This window comes from Maricaulis sp., from assembly GCF_048268525.1.
Classification (GTDB): Bacteria; Pseudomonadota; Alphaproteobacteria; order Caulobacterales; family Maricaulaceae; genus Maricaulis.
In genome coordinates this window covers 1-18,186 of record NZ_JBLWVH010000025.1, presented here as the reverse complement: position 1 = coordinate 18,186, position 18,186 = coordinate 1, and the positions used below count along the sequence as shown (strand labels likewise).

Below are 18,186 nucleotides of genomic sequence, written 5' to 3'. Positions count from 1 at the left end.
CGCTGTCAGGGCAAAGGGGCAAGCGGGGGGTGCGGATGGGGCCGCACCGACAGCCACCAATACACCCCGCCGCCAACCAGTCCGGTCGCTGCGAAGAAACCGGTCATCGGCACGCCTTCCAGGCCGTAGGAGAGCGGCATACCGAAGACCTGGATGGCGGCGCCGCCGGTCAGGGCGCCCATCAGCAGGTGAACGGGCAGGCCGTACCAGCCGCGCCAGCGCCGGACCCAGGTCAGGATCACCGTCGGGAGGGCGGTCAGGATCGCGATATAGCCGCCGATGAACAGGCTGGCCGGGATCAGGGCTTGCAGGAATTCGGCCTCGGCCTCGACGCCGCCTTCCGCCTCGATGACCGCCAGCAAGGCAAAGCCGATGACGACTGTCAGCCCGGACGCGACCGCGGCGGCCAGCCAGGCCAGGATATTGCGCATCGAGCCGGCGAGGCTCAGTGACGGGCGTGTCGGTGTGGTCATGATGATCCCCTTCCCGGCCTTACTCTTATCAATCAAAGACATGATCCTGAACGATTTTCTGCGGCAGAGGATCATTCGGGCGAGGCCGCCCGGCGACGCGCCAATAAACCCAACCGCTGATGGCGCCGGCGAGGGCGAAACCTGCCACGGTCAGCCAGCCGCTCCAGCTGCCCCCCCTGGTTATCGCCACCCCGCTTATCCCAACAATCAACGCGGCACCGAGACCGGCGCCACCGATCATGTCGGCAAGGGGACGGGGCCAGCGGATGGCGCGGATCACACTGGTCAGAATCAACGCGGGTATGGCTGTGAAGAAGGCCACGACAAAGCCGACGAGAAAGCCCAAGAACGGTGCGATCAGTATCGTGCTCAATCCGGCCGCCAGCGCGTTTTCGACGACAATACCCTGGTACAGGCCAAACTCGAGCGAAACTGCCGCGCCCGCCACATAACAGGCAACCATCCAGGCCCCGATTGCCTGCAAGGGGTCCGCACCAAACGCTGTCTTCCAGATCGTCGTCATGCCGGTGCCCTCCCGAGCCCAATCTCTCCATCCCCTCTGCACGGGCCGGGTCTCCCGGCGGCCAGCCAGTAGGCCAGACCGCCAACGCCGCCGCTGAAGGCCGCGAACAAAGTCAGCGCGATGCCGCGCGGACCGTCCAGAACCGGCCAGCCGAACAGTTGGGCCAGTACCGCCCCCATCAAGGCCGCGGTGAGGAAATCCGATGCGCCACGCCGCCAATGTGCGGCGCGTTCGGCAAGGACAAGGAGCGGCATGGGAATGGCGGTCAGGAAGGCCACCAACGCGGCATAGGCCAAGGCCCCAGGCAGAGCGCCGGCCAACACGGCCAGAAAGCCCAGAGGTTCGCTCTGCCCGCCGGCAAGATCGGCGACACCGATTGCCCAGTACCCGGTCAGAGCCGTGGCCGCGCAACCGGTGAGCCAGGCGACCACCGGGCTGCATGTGCGGGGTGGCGTCACAGAGCCGGTCACGGCCCTGTCGGCACCCGCGCCCGGGGTGTTGCGGTTCGTCATGCGGTCAAGAACGACATCCCGCTGCGCCATCCGGACAGCGTTCCGGGCCAGCGTTCGCGGGAGCGTTCCGGGGAGCCTGCCATATGCGGTCATATCCACCTCCATTCGTACTTTTCTGTTTTGACAGAAATAACCGACGTAACGAATGTGGCGGGGTGACGCAGGTGGTGGGGCTGGGCAGGCGCTCTCAAAACCAACAACCGACAAGCCTTGTCATCCCCGTTGGATGTCCGGCAAAGGCCGGACGCAAGACGGGGACCCAACAGGTCGCAGCCACATAGGTCCCTGACTTGCGCCCCGCCTGCGCGGGGCGTTCATCAGGGATGACAAATATTGTGTGAGGCGGTGAGGCCGAAACCTAGTTCCGGAAGCGATTGGTGATCGGATAGCGCCGATCGCGGCCAAAATTCTTGGGGCCGATCTTGACGCCGGGCGGGGCCTGGCGGCGCTTGTATTCGGCGCGGTAGAGCAGGTTTTCGATACGCTTGACCTCGGCCTCGTCATGACCGTCAGCGACAAGGTCGCGAACCGAACGCTCCTCCTCGATCAGGCCGTAGAGGATGGCATCCAGCACATCATAGGGCGGCAGGCTGTCCTGGTCTTTCTGGTCTTCGGCCAGCTCGGCCGAGGGCGGCTTGGTGATGATGCGTTCCGGGATGACCTGGCCGACCGGGCCGAGACCGACCTGGTGATTGGCCGAATTGCGCCACCAGGCCAGCTCGAAGACCTCCGTCTTGTAGATGTCCTTGAGGGCGTTATAGCCGCCATTCATGTCGCCATAGAGGGTGGCATAGCCAACCGCCATTTCCGACTTGTTGCCGGTCGAGAGCACCATCGGGCCAAACTTGTTGGACAGCGCCATCAGCACCACGCCGCGGGCCCGCGATTGCAGGTTTTCCTCAGTCGTGTCCGGCTGGGTGCCCTTGAAGGGCGTCGACAGGATAGCGTTGAAGGAGGCGATGGTCGGCTCGACATCGATGATGTCATAGCGAATGCCCAGCGCCTCGGCGCAGGCCTTGGCGTCCTCGAAGCTTTCCTGGCTGGTGTATTTCGACGGCATCATCACCGCCCAGACCTTGTCGGCGCCCAGCGCGTCGACCGCGATGGCCGCCGAGATCGCACTATCGATCCCGCCGGACATGCCCAGCACAACACCGGGAAAGCCATTCTTGCCGATATAATCGCCCAGCGCCCGGGTCATCGCCTTCCAGTCGGCTTCGAGATCTGACTTGACCGAGACGACCTGGCCGCCGGCACCGAACCAGCCCTTGTCGGTGCGGACCCATTCGACAGCATCAATGGCTTCTTCAAAGGCAGGCAGACGCTGGACTTCGCGGCCTTCGCTGTCGCGCGAGAAGGAGGCGCCATCGAAAACCAGCTCGTCCTGGCCACCGACCTGATTGACGAAAATCATCGCCTTGGGTGAGGCCCAATTGTCAAACCAGCCGGAGAAAGCCTGTTTGCGTTCACGCTCGATCGTGCGGCGCCAGGGCGAGCCGTTGAGCGTGATGATCATCTCGGCGCCCTTGTCGATCAGCGCCTGAGGGACGTCACCCAGCCACAGGTCTTCGCAGATCGGCAGGCCCAGCTTTATGCCGCGCCATTTGACGATGTCGGGCATCGGGCCCGGCTCGAACACGCGTTTCTCGTCGAAGACCGCATAATTGGGCAGCTCGCGCTTGAAGCGCAGGGCGACCAGGTGGCCCTCATCCAGCAGGGCCACGGCGTTGTGCAGGCGCTTGTTCTGCCGCCACGGGAGGCCGATCAGGATCGCCGGCCCGTCGCGGGTGATGGCTGCCAGCTCGTCGAGGGCAGACCGGCAGGCCTCCACCGCCGACGGTTTCAGGACCAGATCCTCGGGCGGATAGCCGAGCAGGAACATTTCCGGGAAGACGACCATGTCGCCGCCGCGCGTCTTCGCTTCAGCGTGCGCGGCGCGGGCCTTGGCCAGATTGCCCGCCACATCCCCGACGACCGGGTTGAGCTGGGCGGTGACGAGGATGATGCGATCTGTCATGGCCGCGATTTAGACCGCGCCGCAGGTCCCCGCAAGAGGGTCAGGAGCCGTAGCTCCGGGCGCCGTCGATGGCCCGTGCAGCGTCGAGCGCCCGCAATCCCGCGATTCCCGGTACGGCGACCGGCCCGCCATCCAGGACGGCAGCAATGAAGGCCGACACATTGGCACCGAGTGAATCCTTCGCGATCGGATCGTCCGCAAAATCCGGATTGAGATTGTAGGGCGTGGAATTCTCGAACGTCTTGGCGACAAAATCGATGTCCAGAACTCCATTCTCATACTCCACACGCATCTTGCGGTCGCGCTCGTGATGGACCCGACTGGCAGTCAGTTCGGCCTCGCAGCCATTGTCAAACACCAGGCTGGCACGGGCTATGTCGGGATGTCCGAAGCGACCCTCATCGACCTGTCCGGAAACCGTCTTCACCGCGCTGCCCGACAATGCGATCACCAGGTCCAGATCATGGATCATGAGATCGAGGGTCACCGAAACGTCGAGGCAACGGTCGGATGGTGGGCCCATCCGGCTGGCCGTGATCTTCTTCGGCGTGGCATCAACCGCGAACAGGCCCATGGCGTTGAAAACGAAGCGTTCCTGATGACCGACCTGGAGCACACAGCCGTGCCGGGATGCCAGGGCAATCAGCTCCCGCGCCTCCTCGACCGACGCTGCAATCGGCTTCTCTACCAGGACATGTTTGCCGAGGGCCAGCGCCGTGGCGGCCGCTTCAAAGTGATGGACCGCCGGGCTGGCGACGGTGATGGCATCCACGCCTGACAGGAAATCGGCGAAATTGTCATAGGCCTTGACGCCATGCCTGTCGGCCAGCGCCCGCGCGCGATCCAGCTCCGGTTCATAGACTCCCACCAGCTCGACCCGCTCATTGGCCGCATATTTCGACGCATGGAAGCCGCCGAACACGCCGGCACCGACAACGCCGGTCCGCAGGATGCGAGAATTGGATGTCATGAACAAAAACCTCGATTGATGCCGCCGTGAATAGCGCTGCGGCTGTCACGATCAAGCACCCCATGCATCACCACTTGTTTCGGGCGATTGCAGGGCAGACGCTGCGATCGTCAGTCGCGAGGCCCAACAATCGCGGCTTGCACCACAACCGGCCCGGCCTAGGATACCGCCGAGACGGGGGGAAAGTGCGTGACGGAAACTCAAGGCGATCAGGACGGCCCTGGCAATCTGGAAGGCCCCGGCAAACGCGACGGCGATACGCCGCTGGATTCCCTTTCAATCGCGGTCTTCGATGTTGATGCGCGCATTTTCCGGACCATACGCGACTATTTCCTCAAGCCGGTGACGGTCGCCACCGCCGGGATCGAGCGCGATTATGAGCGCTACCTGTCGCCGATCCGCGTCTTCATCGCGCTGTTCTCCTTCCAGTTTGTCGCGGCGGCCCTGTTCGGCACCCCGGTGACCGCGACGATCGAGTCGATGACAGCAACGGAACCCGATATTGATGTCGCGGCTTGGCTGACAACGACGCGCATGGAGTTCGACACGCCACTTACCCTGGAAAGGGTCGAGGCCGAGTTGAGGGCTGTCCAGTCGCTCACCTTGTGGCCACTCACCGTCCTGTCTTCCCTGCCCTACCTGATCGCGCTCAAGCTTTTCCGGCCATCGATTCCGACCTGGGGGCATGTGCAAATCTATCTTGCCGTCACCAATACCAGCTTCATTGTGATGATCGCCCTGATCCCGCTGCATACACTGGGCGGGGCCGGCATGGCGGCCGGCATGGTGATCGCACTGGCGGTGTTCTATGTATATGCCGGCATTTTGCTGGCCCGACTTTACGGCAAATCGGTCACCGCCCTGGTTTTGCGCCTCGCCGGACTTGTCGCCCTTTTACCCATCACCATGTTGATCACGATAATCGGTACCTACATCACGATCGACTGGGTGCTGGAGCACTCATTCGGCCTGCACCTCCTGGCGCTGCTGTCGCCAGAAGCGTTTGCCGAATTATCCTCATCATAAAAATCACAAACGGGAGTTGGTTGATGAAATCGCGTGAAATCCATTTGAACGCCTATCTGAAGGGCGCACCGGATCCGAAATACTATGACGTCGTGGAAACGGACGTTCCCGCGCCCGGCGACGGGGAGGTCCTGGTCCGCAATCTCTACATCTCTGTCGATCCCTACATGCGCGGACGCATGAGCGGCATCCACACCTATATCGCCCCCTTCGGGATCGGCCAGGTGATGGATGGCGGCGCCGTCGGCGAAGTGATCGAGAGCAATTTCGACGGGCTGAAGCCGGGCGACCATGTCAGCTCGATGCATGGCTGGCGTGAAGCCTATACGGCGCCGGGTGCCGGCCTGACCAAGATCGACACCTCGATCCTGCCGCCGCAGGCCTTTCTCGGCATTGCCGGCATGCCGGGCCTGACCGCCTATGTCGGTATCAAGCGCATGATCGACCTGCAGCCGGGCGAGACCCTGTGGATGTCGGCCGGTGCCGGTGCTGTCGGCTCATCGGGCATCCAGTTCGCCAAGGCGATGGGGGCGACCGTGGTCGCTACGGCCGGTGGTGCAGAGAAGTGTGCCTTCGTGAAGTCACTCGGCGCCGACCATGTGGTCGACTACAAGGCGACCGATGATCTGACCGCCGCCATTACAGCGGTCGCGCCGGACGGCGTTGACGGCTATTTCGAGAATGTCGGTGGCACGCATTTCACCGCCGCCCTGAACACGCTGCGCCGCAAGGGCCGGATCGCCGCCTGCGGCATGATCCAGCGCTATAACGACACCAGCGCCGCCACCCTGCCCGACAATCTGACCATGATGATCGGCAAGTCGCTGACCATTCGTGGCTTCATTGTCTCCGACCATGCCGACATGTTCACCGACTTCGTGAGCGATCTCGGCAACTGGATGGCCGCCGGCAAGATCAAGCCCGCGGAGACGGTGATGGAGGGTATCGAGAACGCTCCCGCTGCTTTCTCGGGTCTGTTCACCGGTCAGAACACCGGCAAGATGCTGGTCAAGATCTGATGACGGACAGGGCGCAGGAAGAAAAGCCCGAACAGCGACGCGTCCTCGAGGACGTGCTCGACGAGGTGCTGAGCTTCAACTATCGAAGCTTGCGCACGCTGAGGGACATTTTCCTGCGCCCTGGAACCGTCGCCCGGACATTCCTGTCGGGTGATCGCGACACCTATACCCCGACGATGCGGGTCTGGTTCGGCGTCCTGACCTGGATGTTCGTCCTGTCGATGATCTGGGGCGGTTGGGGCGAAATCATCTGGCGGGCCTCCTCCGACGGTGCCGCCTTTGGCGATGCCCTGCACGAGGGGCGCCGCGATGTCGGGGCCGTGCGTGACGCCATCTCGACCATGGCGGCCCTGATCTACGTTCCGATCGAAGCCCTGCTGATCCCGCCCGGCCTGTTGGTGCTGAGGGCCATGCGCAACAGTGTGAACCGTCTCCACGCCACACAATGTTACTTCATCCCGATTACCGCCACTGCCGTGTCGAGCACACTCGTCCTGCTCGCCTCGACGATCTGGCCCGGCATCCTGCAGTGGGGGATGGTGCTGAACATGTCGGTTTTCGTGCTCGTGGCCATCCCGGTGGTCCGGACCGGATTCGCGTCGGCGTGGCCCGGCGCGATCGGCAAGTCTCTCGTTCTCGCCCTGGTGGTCCTGGCCCTGTCGATGATCGCCCGGATCTCGACCCTGTTGATCAGTATCTTCTGGGCATTGGGTCAGGTCCCGCCGACCGGCTGACCTCGTCTAGCGTCGGGTCAGTCGGCCCAGGGTCCAGCCGGCCGCGATGGCGGCCAGGATCGGCGTCCACACCTCCCCCGCACCTGCGAGATGAGCAAGCAGATAAACGCCCAAACCTGCTGCGAGTGCGAACGGGAGCATGCGAATCGGGCGATTCGTCGGAGCGGCGTTATGATGCGGTTCACCCTGATACATGCTGTTCAATGTACGCAATTTGGGGGCCGAACTGTGAAAAACCGCGTTTTACCGGGGAAATTGCAGCGATTTGGCGCGGATTCGCCTGTTGCAGCTTGCAATGACGGGCAGTTCTTGGCCTTGATGGACCGTCAACGAACACGCGACTACCGGACGGATACGATGACCGTACTTGCCGGACCGCGAACAACTGGGGGGAACCCTATGAACAAGTCTGATCTTGCCAAAGCCGTCGCCGAAAAAACCGGCCTGTCCCGTGCACAAGCGGGCGAAGCTGTTGATTCCGCCATCGAAGCCATTGTCGGCTCGGTGAAGGGCAATGACAGTGTCCAGATCGCTGGCTTCGGCACCTTCTACGCCAAGCACCGCGAAGCCCGCGAAGTGCGCAACCCGCGCACCGGCGAAACGATGATGTCCAAGGCTCGCACCCAGGCGGCTTTCCGCCCGGCAGCGGCTCTGAAAGACATCTGATCCAGCCTTTCAGGTACCGATCAAGTGAAACGCCGCCCGGATTGCTCCAGGCGGCGTTTTTCTTTGGCTGACGCCTGACCGGCAGGTCAGGCCGCGTTGGCGGCCGAGTTGTTGTTGCGGACCCGCTTGAGGCTCTCGGCAATGCGGAAGGCCATGTCGAGCGCCTGGTCGGCATTCAGGCGCGGATCGCAATGGGTGTGATAGCGCGCCGCCAGATCGGCCTCGGTGACCGTCTTGGCACCGCCGACACATTCGGTCACGTCGCGACCGGTCATCTCGAAATGCACACCGCCGGGATAGGCGCCCTCGGCATAGAGTACATCCATGAAGCCCTCGAGCTCGGACAGGATGCGGTCGAAATCGCGCGTCTTGTATCCGTTGGAGGTCTTGTGCGTATTGCCGTGCATCGGGTCGGACGACCAGACCACCTTGCGACCGGCCTTGGTCACCGCCGCGGCCAGTGCGGGCAGGTTCTTGACCACATTATCGGCCCCCATGCGCACAATCAGGACGAGGCGGCCGGCCTCATTGTCCGGGTTCAGCGCGTCAATCAGTGGCAGCAGATCGTCCGGCTGCATGGTCGGACCACATTTGACCCCGACCGGATTGGCGATGCCGCGGGCATATTCGACATGGGCACCGTCGAGCTGACGGGTCCGCTCGCCGGTCCAGATCATGTGCGCCGAGGTGGCATACCACTGGCCGGTATTGGGATCGCGGCGGGTCAGCGCCTCCTCGAAAGGCAGATGCAGCGCTTCGTGACTGGTGAAGAAGTCGACGGCTTCCAGCGAGGGCGCACTGTCGCGACCGATGCCGCAGGCCTTCATGAAGGCCAGGGCTTCGGAGATGCGCGCCGCGGTCTCGGCATAGCGTTCCGCCGCCGGACTGTCGCTGACGAAGTCCTGGGTCCACTGGTGGACATTGTGCAGGTCGGCGTAACCGCCGGACGCAAAGGCGCGCAACAGGTTCAGCGTCGAGGCGGATTGATCATAGGCGCGGATCAGGCGCTGCGGATCGGGCTCGCGCGCTTCCGGCGTGAATTCGGGACCATTGACGCTGTCACCGCGATAGCTGGGCAGGGAGACACCATCGATCGTCTCCATGTCGGCCGAGCGCGGCTTGGCGAACTGGCCGGCGATCCGGCCGACCTTCACGATCGGCTTGGAGGCGGCAAACGTCATCACCACCGCCATCTGCAGCAGCACACGGAACGTGTCGCGCACGCCTTCGGTCGAGAATTCCTTGAAGCTCTCGGCACAATCACCGCCCTGCAACAGGAAGGCCTTGCCCGCCGACACATCCGCCAGCTGACGGTGCAGGCGCCGCGCCTCGCCGGCAAAGACCAGGGCCGGACGCGCCGAAAGCTCGGCGATCGCGGCGTCCAGCTTGGCGGCATCCTTGTAGTTCGGCATCTGACTGACGGGTTTGGAGCGCCAGGATTGGGGGGACCAGGTCATGTTACTCTGCTGCTTTCAACTCCGGCGGTGTCCATTTTTCCTTCATGGTCACCAGCTCTTCCGCACTGGTCGGATGCACGGCGCAGGCCGCGTCGTATTGATCCTTGGTCAGGCCCGCCTTCACGGCGATCCCGGCCAGCTGGATCATCTCAGGCGCATCCGGCCCGACAATATGCACGCCCAGCACCCTTTGTGTCTCCCCGTCGACGACGAGTTTCATCAACATCCGGGATGCATCCGGCGTGAGGGACAATTTCATAGGGCGGAACGAGGTCTTGTAAACATCAACCTGTGCAAATTTTTTGCGCGCATCCGCCTCTGACAGCCCGACAGAGCCAACAGGTGGCTGCGTAAACACGGCTGACGCAATGTCTTCGTGGTTATACGCCGTTGGCGTACCGCCAAACACGGTCGCCGCGAAAGCGGCCCCTTCGCGGATGGCCACCGGCGTCAGATTGACCCGGTTGGTGACATCTCCGACGGCGTGAATATTGTCAGCGGTGGTTTTCGAGAAGGCGTCGACCTTGATTGCGCCTTTCGCGTCAAGCTCGACCCCGGCCTTGTCGAGCCCCAGCCCGTCGACATGCGGGCTACGTCCGACCGCATACATCACGACATCGGTGTCGATATGGTTGCCATTGTCGAGATGGACGCGCTTGCGGCCATCCGGCAAGGCCTCGATCTTTTCGAAGACCGTATGCGTGATCACGCGGACGCCCGAGCGCACCAGCTCCTCGTGAACATGGCTGCGCACATCATCATCAAAGCCGCGCAACACGGTGTCACCGCGATAGACCTGACAGACTTCGGCGCCCATGCCGGCGAAAATCTGAGCGAACTCACAGGCGATATAACCACCGCCGGCGATCACGACATGCTTGGGCAGGGTCTCGAGGTGGAAGGCTTCATTGGAGGAAATACCCAGCTCGGCGCCCTCGAGCTCCGGCACAAAGGGTGTGCCACCGACCGCGATCAGAATCTTGTCGGCGGTGACGGTCCGGCCCGATTTCACCAGGCGGATTGTGTGCGCATCCTCGAACTCGGCCCGGTCCTCGATCACCTCGACGCCGGAATTGTTGAGATTGCGGCTATAGATGCCCGACAGGCGATCAATCTCGGCATCCTTGGCAGCGATCAGCTTTTCCCAGCTGAACGCGGTCTCACCGACGCTCCAGCCATAGCTCTCCGCCAACTTGAACGTTTTGGCGAACTCGCTGGCATAGACCAGCAGCTTCTTGGGTACGCAGCCACGGATCACACATGTCCCGCCGACCCGATACTCCTCGGCAATGGCAACCTTTCCGGCCCCATGCTGTTTGGCCATGCGGGCCGCACGAACGCCGCCGGAACCGGCGCCGATGACGAAGAGATCGTAGTCGTACTGGGTCATGTCAGGTCTTTCCGAAGTCACGTGGAAGGAAGGCAGGCTCGGATCAGATTACTGGAAGACAGCCTGCAGGCGCCCGATATTCTGCTGAACGGCCTGGCCGCCGAGCATTTCGCCGATCTGTGCCAGCTCGCCGGTGATACCGGGAAGCTCGGTTGCCAGCTTTTGTCCGACCGGGGTCTGGTAGAAGGCGAGAAGCTCAGCCAGCTCGGCTTCGGTAAACCGGCTCGCATAGACATTGCTCGAGGCTTCAATCACGTCCGGATAGGTGGACATCAGGATCTCGAGCATGATGTCCATCGCTTCATCGAGCTGGGCATCGGTCGATCCGGGAATGCTGGCCGCAAAATTCTGGCGGGCCAGCGGCAGGCTCGCCTCCAGCGCGACCCGATAGACATCCTCGGAGGTTGACGTCTCGACGATCTGGCGCGCGAGCTCGACGCGCCGGGCGGTATCAGCGTCCTGCGCCTCGACGGCCGGCATGGCAAAAATCATGAAAACGGCGCTCAGCGCGCCAACAAGAATACGTGTCATGGAAGTCCCCTATAATTCCATCACCCGCGCTTCACCGTCCTCTCCGACGATGACCACGCGGGCCAGATCAATGAACAGGCCGTGTTCGACCACGCCCGGAATCACTTTCAGTGCCTGGTCGACAGCCCGGGCGTCCGGGATCGTCTCGCAGGCACAATCAAGAATGTAATTGCCGCCATCGGTGACCAGTGGCTCCAGCCCGTCACCCTTGCGGCGCAGCTGCACGTCGGGCGCCTTGATGCCGACCTTGCGCAAGGCCTCATAGACCTGGCTGGCACTCAGCGAGAAGCCGAAGCGGTCCACCTCTACGGGAAGTGGAAACTTGCCCAGGGTCGAGACCAGCTTGGTCTCGTCGACCATTACAATCATCAAGTCGGACGCATGGGCGATGATCTTCTCGCGCAGGAGGCAGGCACCGCCGCCCTTGATCAGCTGGAAGCGACCATCAACCTCGTCCGCACCATCGATTGTGACGGCGATGGCGTTGACGTGGTCGACATCGATCAGCGGCACACCGTTCTCGGTGGCGACCTCGGCCGTGCGTTGCGAGGTCGGCACACCGCGCACATCCAGCCCGTCCTTGATCTTCTCACCCAGCAGGCGAAGGAAAATCTCCGCCGTGGAGCCCGAACCGAGCCCCAGCGTCATACCGTTTTCGACATAGTCCAGAGCCGCCGCCGCGGCGAGCGTCTTCTGGCGCTGGGCACTCATTGGTCGACGCCGCCGAGAAGGACGTATTTGAGCTCGGTGAACTCTTCGACGCCCCACTTGCCGCCCTCGCGGCCAATGCCGCTTTCCTTGACGCCGCCAAATGGCGTCGAGGCGGCCCCGACCATCGGCGCATTGACGCCGATCATGCCGTACTCGATGCCCTCGGTCAGGCGGTGCACCCGACCGACATCCTGCGTGTAAATATATGCAGCAAGGCCATAGGGCGTGTTATTCGCCATCGCGATGATGTCGGCCTCGCTTTCGGCGCGATAGACCGAACAGACCGGTCCGAAGATCTCCGAGCACGACACATCCATCGCCGGGTCGCCACCATCGATCAGGGTCGGGGCGTAGAATGAACCACCCAGCTCCTCGGTCAGCGGCTTGCCGCCGGTGACGATCCGGGCTCCGGATTCGCGGGCCTGGCTCACCAGCTTGTCGACACGGGCGACCGCATTCATGTGGATCAGCGGGCCAACACTGGTCTCTCCGTCAAAGCCGTCGCCAGCCTTGAGCCGGGAGACGCGCGCTTCCAGCGCCGCGACGAGTTTGTCGGCGATGGCCGGCTGGGCGATGATCCGGTTGGCCGAGACACAGGTCTGGCCGGACACGCGAAATTTCGAGGCGATAACGCCATCGGCAGCTTTCTCGATGTCCGCATCGTCCATGACGATGAAGGGCGCATTGCCGCCCAGTTCGAGCGCCACGCGCTTTACCGTCGAGGCGGCCTGGCTCATCAGCAATTTGCCGACCGCCGTCGAACCGGTGAACCCGACCATGCGGACATCGTCCGAGCTGGTCAGCACGCCGCCAATGGCCGGCGCATCACCACACACGACATTGAACACGCCGTCGGGGATGCCGGCACGCCTGGCCAGTTCGGCCAGCGCCAGGGCCGAGAGCGGGGTTTCCGGGGCCGGCTTGATCACCATGGTGCAACCCGCGGCCAGGGCCGGCGCGCATTTGCGGGTGATCATGGCGTTGGGGAAATTCCACGGGGTGATACAGCCGACCACGCCGATCGGCTGGCGAATGGTCCAGCCACGCGATCCGGGGAAGGGCGTCGACAGGGTTTCGCCATGCACGCGCTTGGCTTCCTCGGCCGACCATTCGATGAAGGACGCGCCGTAGACGACCTCGCCTTGAGCCTCCTTGTAGACCTTGCCCATTTCCAGCGTGATGAGCCTCGCCAGATCCTCGGCATTCTCCAGGATCAGCTTGTGCCATTTCATCAACAGGGCTGCGCGCTCGAAAGGCGAAACCGACTTCCACGTCTCGAATGCCCGAGCGGCGGCCGCGACGGCCTTGCGGGCACCAGCCTCGCCGACATCACCAACCGTCGCGATAACGTCGTTATTGGCCGGGTTGAGGATATCCAGCCCGCCCTCACCGCTGACCCACTGGCCATCGATGAAGCTGTCGGTACGAAACAGGCTCTTGTCGCTCAAGCGATCCGTCACACTCATATCTGGCTGTCCTTCCTGGCCTTGCGGGCTTGTTTGGCGGCGTGGAAACGGGCCGCCCAACCCGGCTTGTGGGTTTGCGGGGTGCGGGCGAGCGCGAGCGCATCGGCCGGCACATCCTCGGTTATGATCGCACCGGTCGCGGTGAAGGCGCCGGCACCAATGCTGACGGGTGCCACCAGACAGGTGTTCGAACCGATAAAGGCATTGTCGCCGATCACGGTGCGATGCTTGTCATATCCATCGTAATTGCAGGTAATGGTTCCGGCCCCGACATTGGCGTTCGCGCCAACCGACGCATCGCCGATATAGGTAAGGTGCGAGACTTTTGCGCCCTCTGCGAGCTGCGATTTCTTGATCTCGACGAAATTGCCGACTTTCGAACCCTCTCCCAGCACGGCGCCGGGGCGCAAGCGGGCATAGGGGCCGGCATGGGCGCCGCGCTTCAGGTGCGCACCCTCGATATGCGAGTGGGCGTGGATGACGACGTCCTCCTCGATCACCACACCGGGGCCGAAAACGACATTGGGCTCGATCACCACATCGCGGGCGATCTGGGTGTCGTGGGCGAAGAAAACCGTTTCCGGCGCGACGAGGGTCACGCCGTCAGCCATCATGGACTTGCGCGTGCGCGACTGGAACGCCGCTTCGGCCTCGGCAAGGTCGGCGCGGGAATTGACGCCAAGGACTTCGTCGGAGTCAGCCACAACCACGGCGGCGCGCAGATCGCGGTCGCGAGCCAGGCCGACGACATCGGTCAGATAGTACTCGCCATTGGCATTTTCATTTTTCACATCGCCCAGGAGATCAAACAGGAGATCAGCCGGTGCTGCCAATACGCCGGAATTGACCAGTCTGACCGCGCGTTCGGCCTCGGTTGCGTCCTTGAATTCAACAATCCTGTCGAGGTCGCCGGCGTCATTCGTGATCAAGCGGCCATAGGCAGCAGGGTCATCCGGCTCGAAGCCGAGCACCGCGACCGAGGCGCCGCCTTCCAGCGCCTCGAACACGCGGGCAACCGTCGCGGCGGTGATCAGCGGTGTGTCTGCATAGAGAACAATGGCATCTCCTGACAGATCAGCCAGCGCTTCGCGGGCGGCGAGCACGGCATGGCCTGTCCCCTTGGGCGGATCCTGAAGGGCAGTGCGCGTCCCCAATGCGTCCGCCGCATCGCGGACGGCAGGCGAGTGAGCGCCCCACACCGTGACAATGTCCGTCGCTCCACACTCTCCAGCCAGAGACACCGCCCAGTCCAGCATTGGCCGCCCGGCGACCTTGTGCAGAACCTTGACCGTTTTCGACTTCATCCGCTTGCCTTGGCCGGCAGCGAGGATGATGGCGGAGCGGGATCGGGACATTTGGATTTCCTTGGCTACTGGAATCGACGGTTTCGACCTGTCAGGCGCTATAGCCTATCGTTGTGGTGCGCGTAACCTAGCTTCTCCCGCATTGCCCATCCAAAGGCCTGAAATCATGCTCGACTCCCGTGACGCCGCCTTGTTTGCCGACGCCTCGATCGCCTTTGACCTGGACGGCACGCTGGTCGACACCGCGCCTGACCTGCTGCGGGCCCTGAATGCGGTGATCGAGCCTCGCGGGCTTGAGCCGGTGGAATTGGGTGCTGTGCGGGCGATGGTCGGTCGCGGCGCGCTGGCGCTGCTCGAGCGCGCCCATGCGGCCCAATCGGTGCGGCTTGAGGACCCCGAAGTCGCAGTCGCGGATTTCATCGAGATCTACAAATCCGACGTGGCCGCCCATTCAACGCCATTCGAAGGCGTCGAGACCACGCTCGCCTGGCTGCGGGCACAGGGATGCCGCCTGTCGGTGTGCACCAACAAGCCATCCGTCCTGTCGGACATGTTGATCGGGGAATTGGGGCTGGCCGGATATTTCGACCGCATCATCGGTCCCGAGCGGACGACGGCCAAAAAGCCTGCAGCGGATCACCTGCTTGACGCCCTGGGAGACGGCTATGCACGCGCCGCCCTGGTCGGTGACAGCGAGCCCGATGTCGCGTCAGCGGCAGCGGCCACCTTGCCCAGTGTGATCATGAGCTATGGCTACAGCGAAAGACCGGCCGGCTCCTTGGGAGCCGACCGGGTCATTCATGCATTCAGCGATGTACCGCTGGCGCTCGCCGAGATCTGGCGAGGCTCGACCTGATCAGGCCGAGCGACGCTCGCGGCCTGCATCATTGGCAGCGCGGGTCGGCATGCCGTTGACGAGGTTGGAGCGCACATCCGTGCGGGCAGAGCGCATGGCGGGCATGAAGCCGGCTTCCACGAGATCCACGGAAACATCATAGCCGCGCTCGGCCCAATAGGCTTCAATTCGCGCTTTAAGACGACGCGCACCTTCGGGCGTGCACAGATCATTACTCATGAACAAAACCTCCTACTCGGCCGAAGCTTCCCCCGGCCGGGAATTGCGTCCAATCTGGTGATTGACGGGACGGGCCACGACGGCCGCGTTCCAGCTTGGTGGAGGCTGATATAGGCTGGCTGGCCATATGACGAGAGCGTGACGGTGTGGCAAGTTGTCGCACCACAATCCCGATGCATGTGCGCTTCAACTTCCACATGTGGTTGACCGGGTAAAAGTGCCTGCTTATACGGTCGTTTTCCGGGAATACCGGGCGATTAGCTCAGCGGGAGAGCACCTCGTTCACACCGAGGGGGTCACTGGTTCAATCCCAGTATCGCCCACCATTTCCTTCCAGTGACACTCCCAACCTCACCGGATTCGGCCTTCGTGGACGCCCATTAGGCGCCCGACGCCCGTGATTCTGCCGTCCGGAACAGCTGTGACGATGCGGCGCATCCCTGATCTGCACGCATTTCTTGCGAAACATTCTCAGAAGTGAGAGGAGTGGAGCACGTCAATAATATTGGGTGCGACATGAATTCCGTGAAACTTCTCGCTGCCGCTGCCGGCCTCGTCCTGGCAGCCTGTTCCCAACCGGCCACCGACAGCGCGTCGGGCGAGACCGAAGCCGCCGCCGAAGCGCGTGTCGTGAACGTCTATAGTGCCCGCCACTATTCCAGCGACGCGGCCATCTACGCCGCCTTCACCGAAGAAACCGGGATCGAGGTCAATCTGGTCTCGGCCAATGGCGACCAGCTGATCGAACGCGTACGCGCCGATGGCGAGCGCAGCCCGGCCGATGTGATCATCACCGTCGACGCCGCCCGCCTGCACCGGGCCGAACAGGCAGGCCTGTTCGCCGCCGCCGACTATTCCGACCTGGCGTCCGGCATCGGGTCCAACCTGGTCGATCCGGAAGGATATTGGGTCAGCTTTGCCAAACGCTCGCGCGTGATTGCCTATTCCAACACACGCGTCGACCCGGGCGAGATCGCGACCTATGAAGACCTCGCCGATCCGCGCTGGGAAGGCAGGATCTGCGTCCGCGAGAGCGGCAATGCCTACAACCAGTCCCTGCTCGCTGCGATGGTGGCCCATCTGGGCGAAGACGGAGCCCAGGCCTGGGCCCAGGGCATTGTCGACAACATGGCCCGCGAGCCGCAGGGCGGTGACCGCACCCAGATCAACGGCATTGCCGCCGGTGAGTGCGACGTCGCCATCCTGAACCATTACTACTACGCCATGATGGTCAATTCCGACGACCCGGCAGCCCAGGCCGCCGCAGCCGCCGTCACGCTCTTCTTCCCGAGCCAGGAGACCACCGGTGCCCATGTCAACGTGTCCGGCGCCGGCATCGCCGTGAACGCCCCGCATCCTGACGAGGCGCGTGAACTGATTGCGTTCTTCCTTGGCGACTACGCCCAGCGCGCCTTCGCCGAGATGACCAATGAGATCCCGGTCCGCGGTGATGTCAGCTGGGACAATCCGACCCTGGCCGCGATGCTGCCCTTCGTCGAGGACGACCTCAACGTCTCGGAACTGGGTGACCACAACGAAACCGCCCAGCGCATCTTCGACCGGGTCGGCTGGCAGTAGTGGACAAGGCGGGATCGCCATCCCGCCTGCCCGGCCGGACCTCCGGCCTGGCAGTCCTGGCGGCGCTGGTCTGCGCCGCACCGGTCCTCGCCGTGGCGTGGATCGCGCTGACCCGTGACAGCGGGGACTATCTCCAGCACCTCGCGCAGACCCGCCTGCCCGTCTACCTCACCACTTCGGCGCTGGTCGCCCTGGTGGCCGGTGGCGGCGCCGGCCTGATCGGGACCGGTCTGGGCTGGCTGATGGCCCGGACCGAGTTCTGGGGCCGCAAGACCCTCAGCTGGATCCTCATCCTGCCACTGGCGGTGCCGGCCTATGTCGCCGCCTACGCCTGGCTCGACCTCAGCCAGGCCGGTGGCCCGCTCGACGCGGCAACCGGCGGATGGTTCCCGACCATTCGCGGCGGCGTCGGCGCCGGGCTGATGTTCGCCCTCGTTCTCTATCCGTATGTCTACCTGCTCGCCCGCGACACCTTCGCCAGCCAGTCGGCCGATGCCTACAACGCCGCCCGCACGCTCGGCGCCGGCCCCCTGACCGCTTTCTGGCGCACCTCCCTGCCGATGGCCCGCCCGGCTGTCGCCGCTGGCCTGGCGCTGGTGGCCATGGAAAGCCTGGCCGACTACGGCACTGTCTCGCACCTGGGCGCCCCAACCCTGTCGATCGGCCTGATCCGGGCCTGGAGCGGCGCCGGATCGCTGGTCGACGCCGCCCGTCTCTCCCTCGTCCTGGTCTTC

At 63.5% G+C, this 18,186-nt stretch carries 19 protein-coding genes and 1 tRNA gene; 8 read left to right on the top strand and 12 right to left on the bottom strand.

All coding sequences use genetic code 11. The annotated features are described in order from the left end of the window. Nucleotides 1-5 precede the first annotated feature (5 nt). The 5 genes from ACN0X9_RS12475 to ACN0X9_RS12455 all read right to left on the bottom strand — a co-directional run bounded on the left by ACN0X9_RS12475 (nucleotide 6) and on the right by ACN0X9_RS12455 (nucleotide 4,495). Nucleotides 6-473, bottom strand: a complete 468-nt coding sequence (locus ACN0X9_RS12475; protein ID WP_417487903.1) for a hypothetical protein — start codon at nucleotides 471-473, stop codon at nucleotides 6-8. Nucleotides 474-501: 28 nt separating this feature from the next. Then, nucleotides 502-996: a hypothetical protein gene (locus ACN0X9_RS12470; RefSeq protein ID WP_417487902.1), complete on the bottom strand. Its 495-nt coding sequence runs from the start codon at nucleotides 994-996 to the stop codon at nucleotides 502-504. Further along, nucleotides 993-1,508 (bottom strand): hypothetical protein, encoded by a 516-nt coding sequence (locus tag ACN0X9_RS12465; RefSeq protein ID WP_417487901.1) that lies wholly within the window; start codon nucleotides 1,506-1,508, stop codon nucleotides 993-995. Before ACN0X9_RS12465 ends, ACN0X9_RS12470 begins: the two co-directional genes overlap by 4 nt. 358 nt (nucleotides 1,509-1,866) lie before the next feature. Beyond that, nucleotides 1,867-3,525, bottom strand: coding sequence for an NAD+ synthase (locus tag ACN0X9_RS12460; protein ID WP_417487900.1), 1,659 nt, complete (start codon nucleotides 3,523-3,525; stop codon nucleotides 1,867-1,869). Nucleotides 3,526-3,565: 40 nt separating this feature from the next. After that, nucleotides 3,566-4,495, bottom strand: coding sequence for a Gfo/Idh/MocA family protein (locus ACN0X9_RS12455; RefSeq protein ID WP_417487899.1), 930 nt, complete (start codon nucleotides 4,493-4,495; stop codon nucleotides 3,566-3,568). A 189-nt stretch (nucleotides 4,496-4,684) separates the two neighbouring features. Here ACN0X9_RS12455 and ACN0X9_RS12450 point away from each other — a divergent pair, with 189 nt between their 5' ends. The 4 genes from ACN0X9_RS12450 to ACN0X9_RS12435 all read left to right on the top strand — a co-directional run bounded on the left by ACN0X9_RS12450 (nucleotide 4,685) and on the right by ACN0X9_RS12435 (nucleotide 7,940). Continuing rightward, a complete protein-coding gene (locus tag ACN0X9_RS12450; protein WP_417487898.1) occupies nucleotides 4,685-5,521 on the top strand; it encodes a DUF3667 domain-containing protein in 837 nt (278 codons plus the stop codon). Between the two features lie 23 nt (nucleotides 5,522-5,544). Continuing rightward, nucleotides 5,545-6,540 (top strand): NADP-dependent oxidoreductase, encoded by a 996-nt coding sequence (locus ACN0X9_RS12445; protein ID WP_417487897.1) that lies wholly within the window; start codon nucleotides 5,545-5,547, stop codon nucleotides 6,538-6,540. After that, nucleotides 6,540-7,274: a DUF3667 domain-containing protein gene (locus tag ACN0X9_RS12440; protein WP_417487896.1), complete on the top strand. Its 735-nt coding sequence runs from the start codon at nucleotides 6,540-6,542 to the stop codon at nucleotides 7,272-7,274. The genes ACN0X9_RS12445 and ACN0X9_RS12440 overlap by 1 nt, the downstream gene beginning before the upstream one ends. Before the next feature lie 399 nt (nucleotides 7,275-7,673). Further along, nucleotides 7,674-7,940 (top strand): HU family DNA-binding protein, encoded by a 267-nt coding sequence (locus tag ACN0X9_RS12435; RefSeq protein ID WP_011642915.1) that lies wholly within the window; start codon nucleotides 7,674-7,676, stop codon nucleotides 7,938-7,940. An 86-nt stretch (nucleotides 7,941-8,026) separates the two neighbouring features. Here ACN0X9_RS12435 and ACN0X9_RS12430 read toward each other — a convergent pair whose 3' ends face one another. From ACN0X9_RS12430 to glmU, 6 genes are read right to left on the bottom strand one after another with little or no spacing between them, the layout of a single operon-like run. Then, nucleotides 8,027-9,397, bottom strand: a complete 1,371-nt coding sequence (locus ACN0X9_RS12430) for a class II 3-deoxy-7-phosphoheptulonate synthase (RefSeq protein ID WP_417487895.1) — start codon at nucleotides 9,395-9,397, stop codon at nucleotides 8,027-8,029. 1 nt (nucleotide 9,398) lies between these two features. Next, nucleotides 9,399-10,787, bottom strand: a complete 1,389-nt coding sequence (gor, locus tag ACN0X9_RS12425; protein WP_417487894.1) for a glutathione-disulfide reductase — start codon at nucleotides 10,785-10,787, stop codon at nucleotides 9,399-9,401. Between the two features lie 48 nt (nucleotides 10,788-10,835). Beyond that, the gene (locus ACN0X9_RS12420; RefSeq protein WP_417487893.1) at nucleotides 10,836-11,318 is read right to left on the bottom strand and encodes a DUF2059 domain-containing protein; all 483 of its coding nucleotides are present in this window, start codon (nucleotides 11,316-11,318) and stop codon (nucleotides 10,836-10,838) included. 9 nt (nucleotides 11,319-11,327) lie between these two features. Continuing rightward, nucleotides 11,328-12,029, bottom strand: a complete 702-nt coding sequence (rpiA, locus tag ACN0X9_RS12415) for a ribose-5-phosphate isomerase RpiA (RefSeq protein ID WP_417487892.1) — start codon at nucleotides 12,027-12,029, stop codon at nucleotides 11,328-11,330. Further along, nucleotides 12,026-13,495, bottom strand: a complete 1,470-nt coding sequence (locus ACN0X9_RS12410) for an NAD-dependent succinate-semialdehyde dehydrogenase (protein WP_417487891.1) — start codon at nucleotides 13,493-13,495, stop codon at nucleotides 12,026-12,028. Before ACN0X9_RS12410 ends, rpiA begins: the two co-directional genes overlap by 4 nt. Further along, complete coding sequence (gene glmU / locus ACN0X9_RS12405; protein ID WP_417487890.1) at nucleotides 13,492-14,850, bottom strand: bifunctional UDP-N-acetylglucosamine diphosphorylase/glucosamine-1-phosphate N-acetyltransferase GlmU; 1,359 nt, start codon at nucleotides 14,848-14,850, stop codon at nucleotides 13,492-13,494. Before glmU ends, ACN0X9_RS12410 begins: the two co-directional genes overlap by 4 nt. 115 nt (nucleotides 14,851-14,965) lie before the next feature. Here glmU and ACN0X9_RS12400 point away from each other — a divergent pair, with 115 nt between their 5' ends. Then, entirely contained in the window at nucleotides 14,966-15,655 is a 690-nt protein-coding gene (locus ACN0X9_RS12400; RefSeq protein ID WP_417487889.1) for an HAD hydrolase-like protein, read from the top strand. Here ACN0X9_RS12400 and ACN0X9_RS12395 read toward each other — a convergent pair whose 3' ends face one another. Next, on the bottom strand, nucleotides 15,656-15,874 hold the full coding sequence (locus ACN0X9_RS12395; protein WP_011642908.1) for a hypothetical protein: 219 nt from the start codon (nucleotides 15,872-15,874) through the stop codon (nucleotides 15,656-15,658). It abuts the gene before it with no gap. Nucleotides 15,875-16,125: 251 nt separating this feature from the next. Here ACN0X9_RS12395 and ACN0X9_RS12390 point away from each other — a divergent pair. From ACN0X9_RS12390 to ACN0X9_RS12380, 3 genes are all read left to right on the top strand, one after another. Further along, nucleotides 16,126-16,200: transfer RNA gene (locus ACN0X9_RS12390), tRNA-Val, on the top strand. Nucleotides 16,201-16,390: 190 nt separating this feature from the next. Beyond that, the gene (locus tag ACN0X9_RS12385; protein WP_417487888.1) at nucleotides 16,391-17,452 is read left to right on the top strand and encodes an extracellular solute-binding protein; all 1,062 of its coding nucleotides are present in this window, start codon (nucleotides 16,391-16,393) and stop codon (nucleotides 17,450-17,452) included. Further along, nucleotides 17,452-18,186: ABC transporter permease (locus tag ACN0X9_RS12380; RefSeq protein ID WP_417487887.1), on the top strand; the 735-nt coding region annotated here is incomplete at its 3' end. The genes ACN0X9_RS12385 and ACN0X9_RS12380, both read left to right, overlap by 1 nt.

Coding starts and splice junctions, on each gene's coding strand:
- ACN0X9_RS12395 (WP_011642908.1), bottom strand. CDS start 15,874: ATGAGTAATGATCTGTGCACGCCCGAAGGTGCGCGTCGTCTTAAAGCG.
- ACN0X9_RS12385 (WP_417487888.1), top strand. CDS start 16,391: ATGAATTCCGTGAAACTTCTCGCTGCCGCTGCCGGCCTCGTCCTGGCA.
- ACN0X9_RS12475 (WP_417487903.1), bottom strand. CDS start 473: ATGACCACACCGACACGCCCGTCACTGAGCCTCGCCGGCTCGATGCGC.
- ACN0X9_RS12460 (WP_417487900.1), bottom strand. CDS start 3,525: ATGACAGATCGCATCATCCTCGTCACCGCCCAGCTCAACCCGGTCGTC.
- ACN0X9_RS12455 (WP_417487899.1), bottom strand. CDS start 4,495: ATGACATCCAATTCTCGCATCCTGCGGACCGGCGTTGTCGGTGCCGGC.
- ACN0X9_RS12445 (WP_417487897.1), top strand. CDS start 5,545: ATGAAATCGCGTGAAATCCATTTGAACGCCTATCTGAAGGGCGCACCG.
- ACN0X9_RS12400 (WP_417487889.1), top strand. CDS start 14,966: ATGCTCGACTCCCGTGACGCCGCCTTGTTTGCCGACGCCTCGATCGCC.
- ACN0X9_RS12465 (WP_417487901.1), bottom strand. CDS start 1,508: ATGACGAACCGCAACACCCCGGGCGCGGGTGCCGACAGGGCCGTGACC.
- ACN0X9_RS12435 (WP_011642915.1), top strand. CDS start 7,674: ATGAACAAGTCTGATCTTGCCAAAGCCGTCGCCGAAAAAACCGGCCTG.
- rpiA (WP_417487892.1), bottom strand. CDS start 12,029: ATGAGTGCCCAGCGCCAGAAGACGCTCGCCGCGGCGGCGGCTCTGGAC.
- ACN0X9_RS12440 (WP_417487896.1), top strand. CDS start 6,540: ATGACGGACAGGGCGCAGGAAGAAAAGCCCGAACAGCGACGCGTCCTC.
- glmU (WP_417487890.1), bottom strand. CDS start 14,850: ATGTCCCGATCCCGCTCCGCCATCATCCTCGCTGCCGGCCAAGGCAAG.
- ACN0X9_RS12430 (WP_417487895.1), bottom strand. CDS start 9,397: ATGACCTGGTCCCCCCAATCCTGGCGCTCCAAACCCGTCAGTCAGATG.
- ACN0X9_RS12420 (WP_417487893.1), bottom strand. CDS start 11,318: ATGACACGTATTCTTGTTGGCGCGCTGAGCGCCGTTTTCATGATTTTT.
- gor (WP_417487894.1), bottom strand. CDS start 10,787: ATGACCCAGTACGACTACGATCTCTTCGTCATCGGCGCCGGTTCCGGC.
- ACN0X9_RS12470 (WP_417487902.1), bottom strand. CDS start 996: ATGACGACGATCTGGAAGACAGCGTTTGGTGCGGACCCCTTGCAGGCA.
- ACN0X9_RS12410 (WP_417487891.1), bottom strand. CDS start 13,495: ATGAGTGTGACGGATCGCTTGAGCGACAAGAGCCTGTTTCGTACCGAC.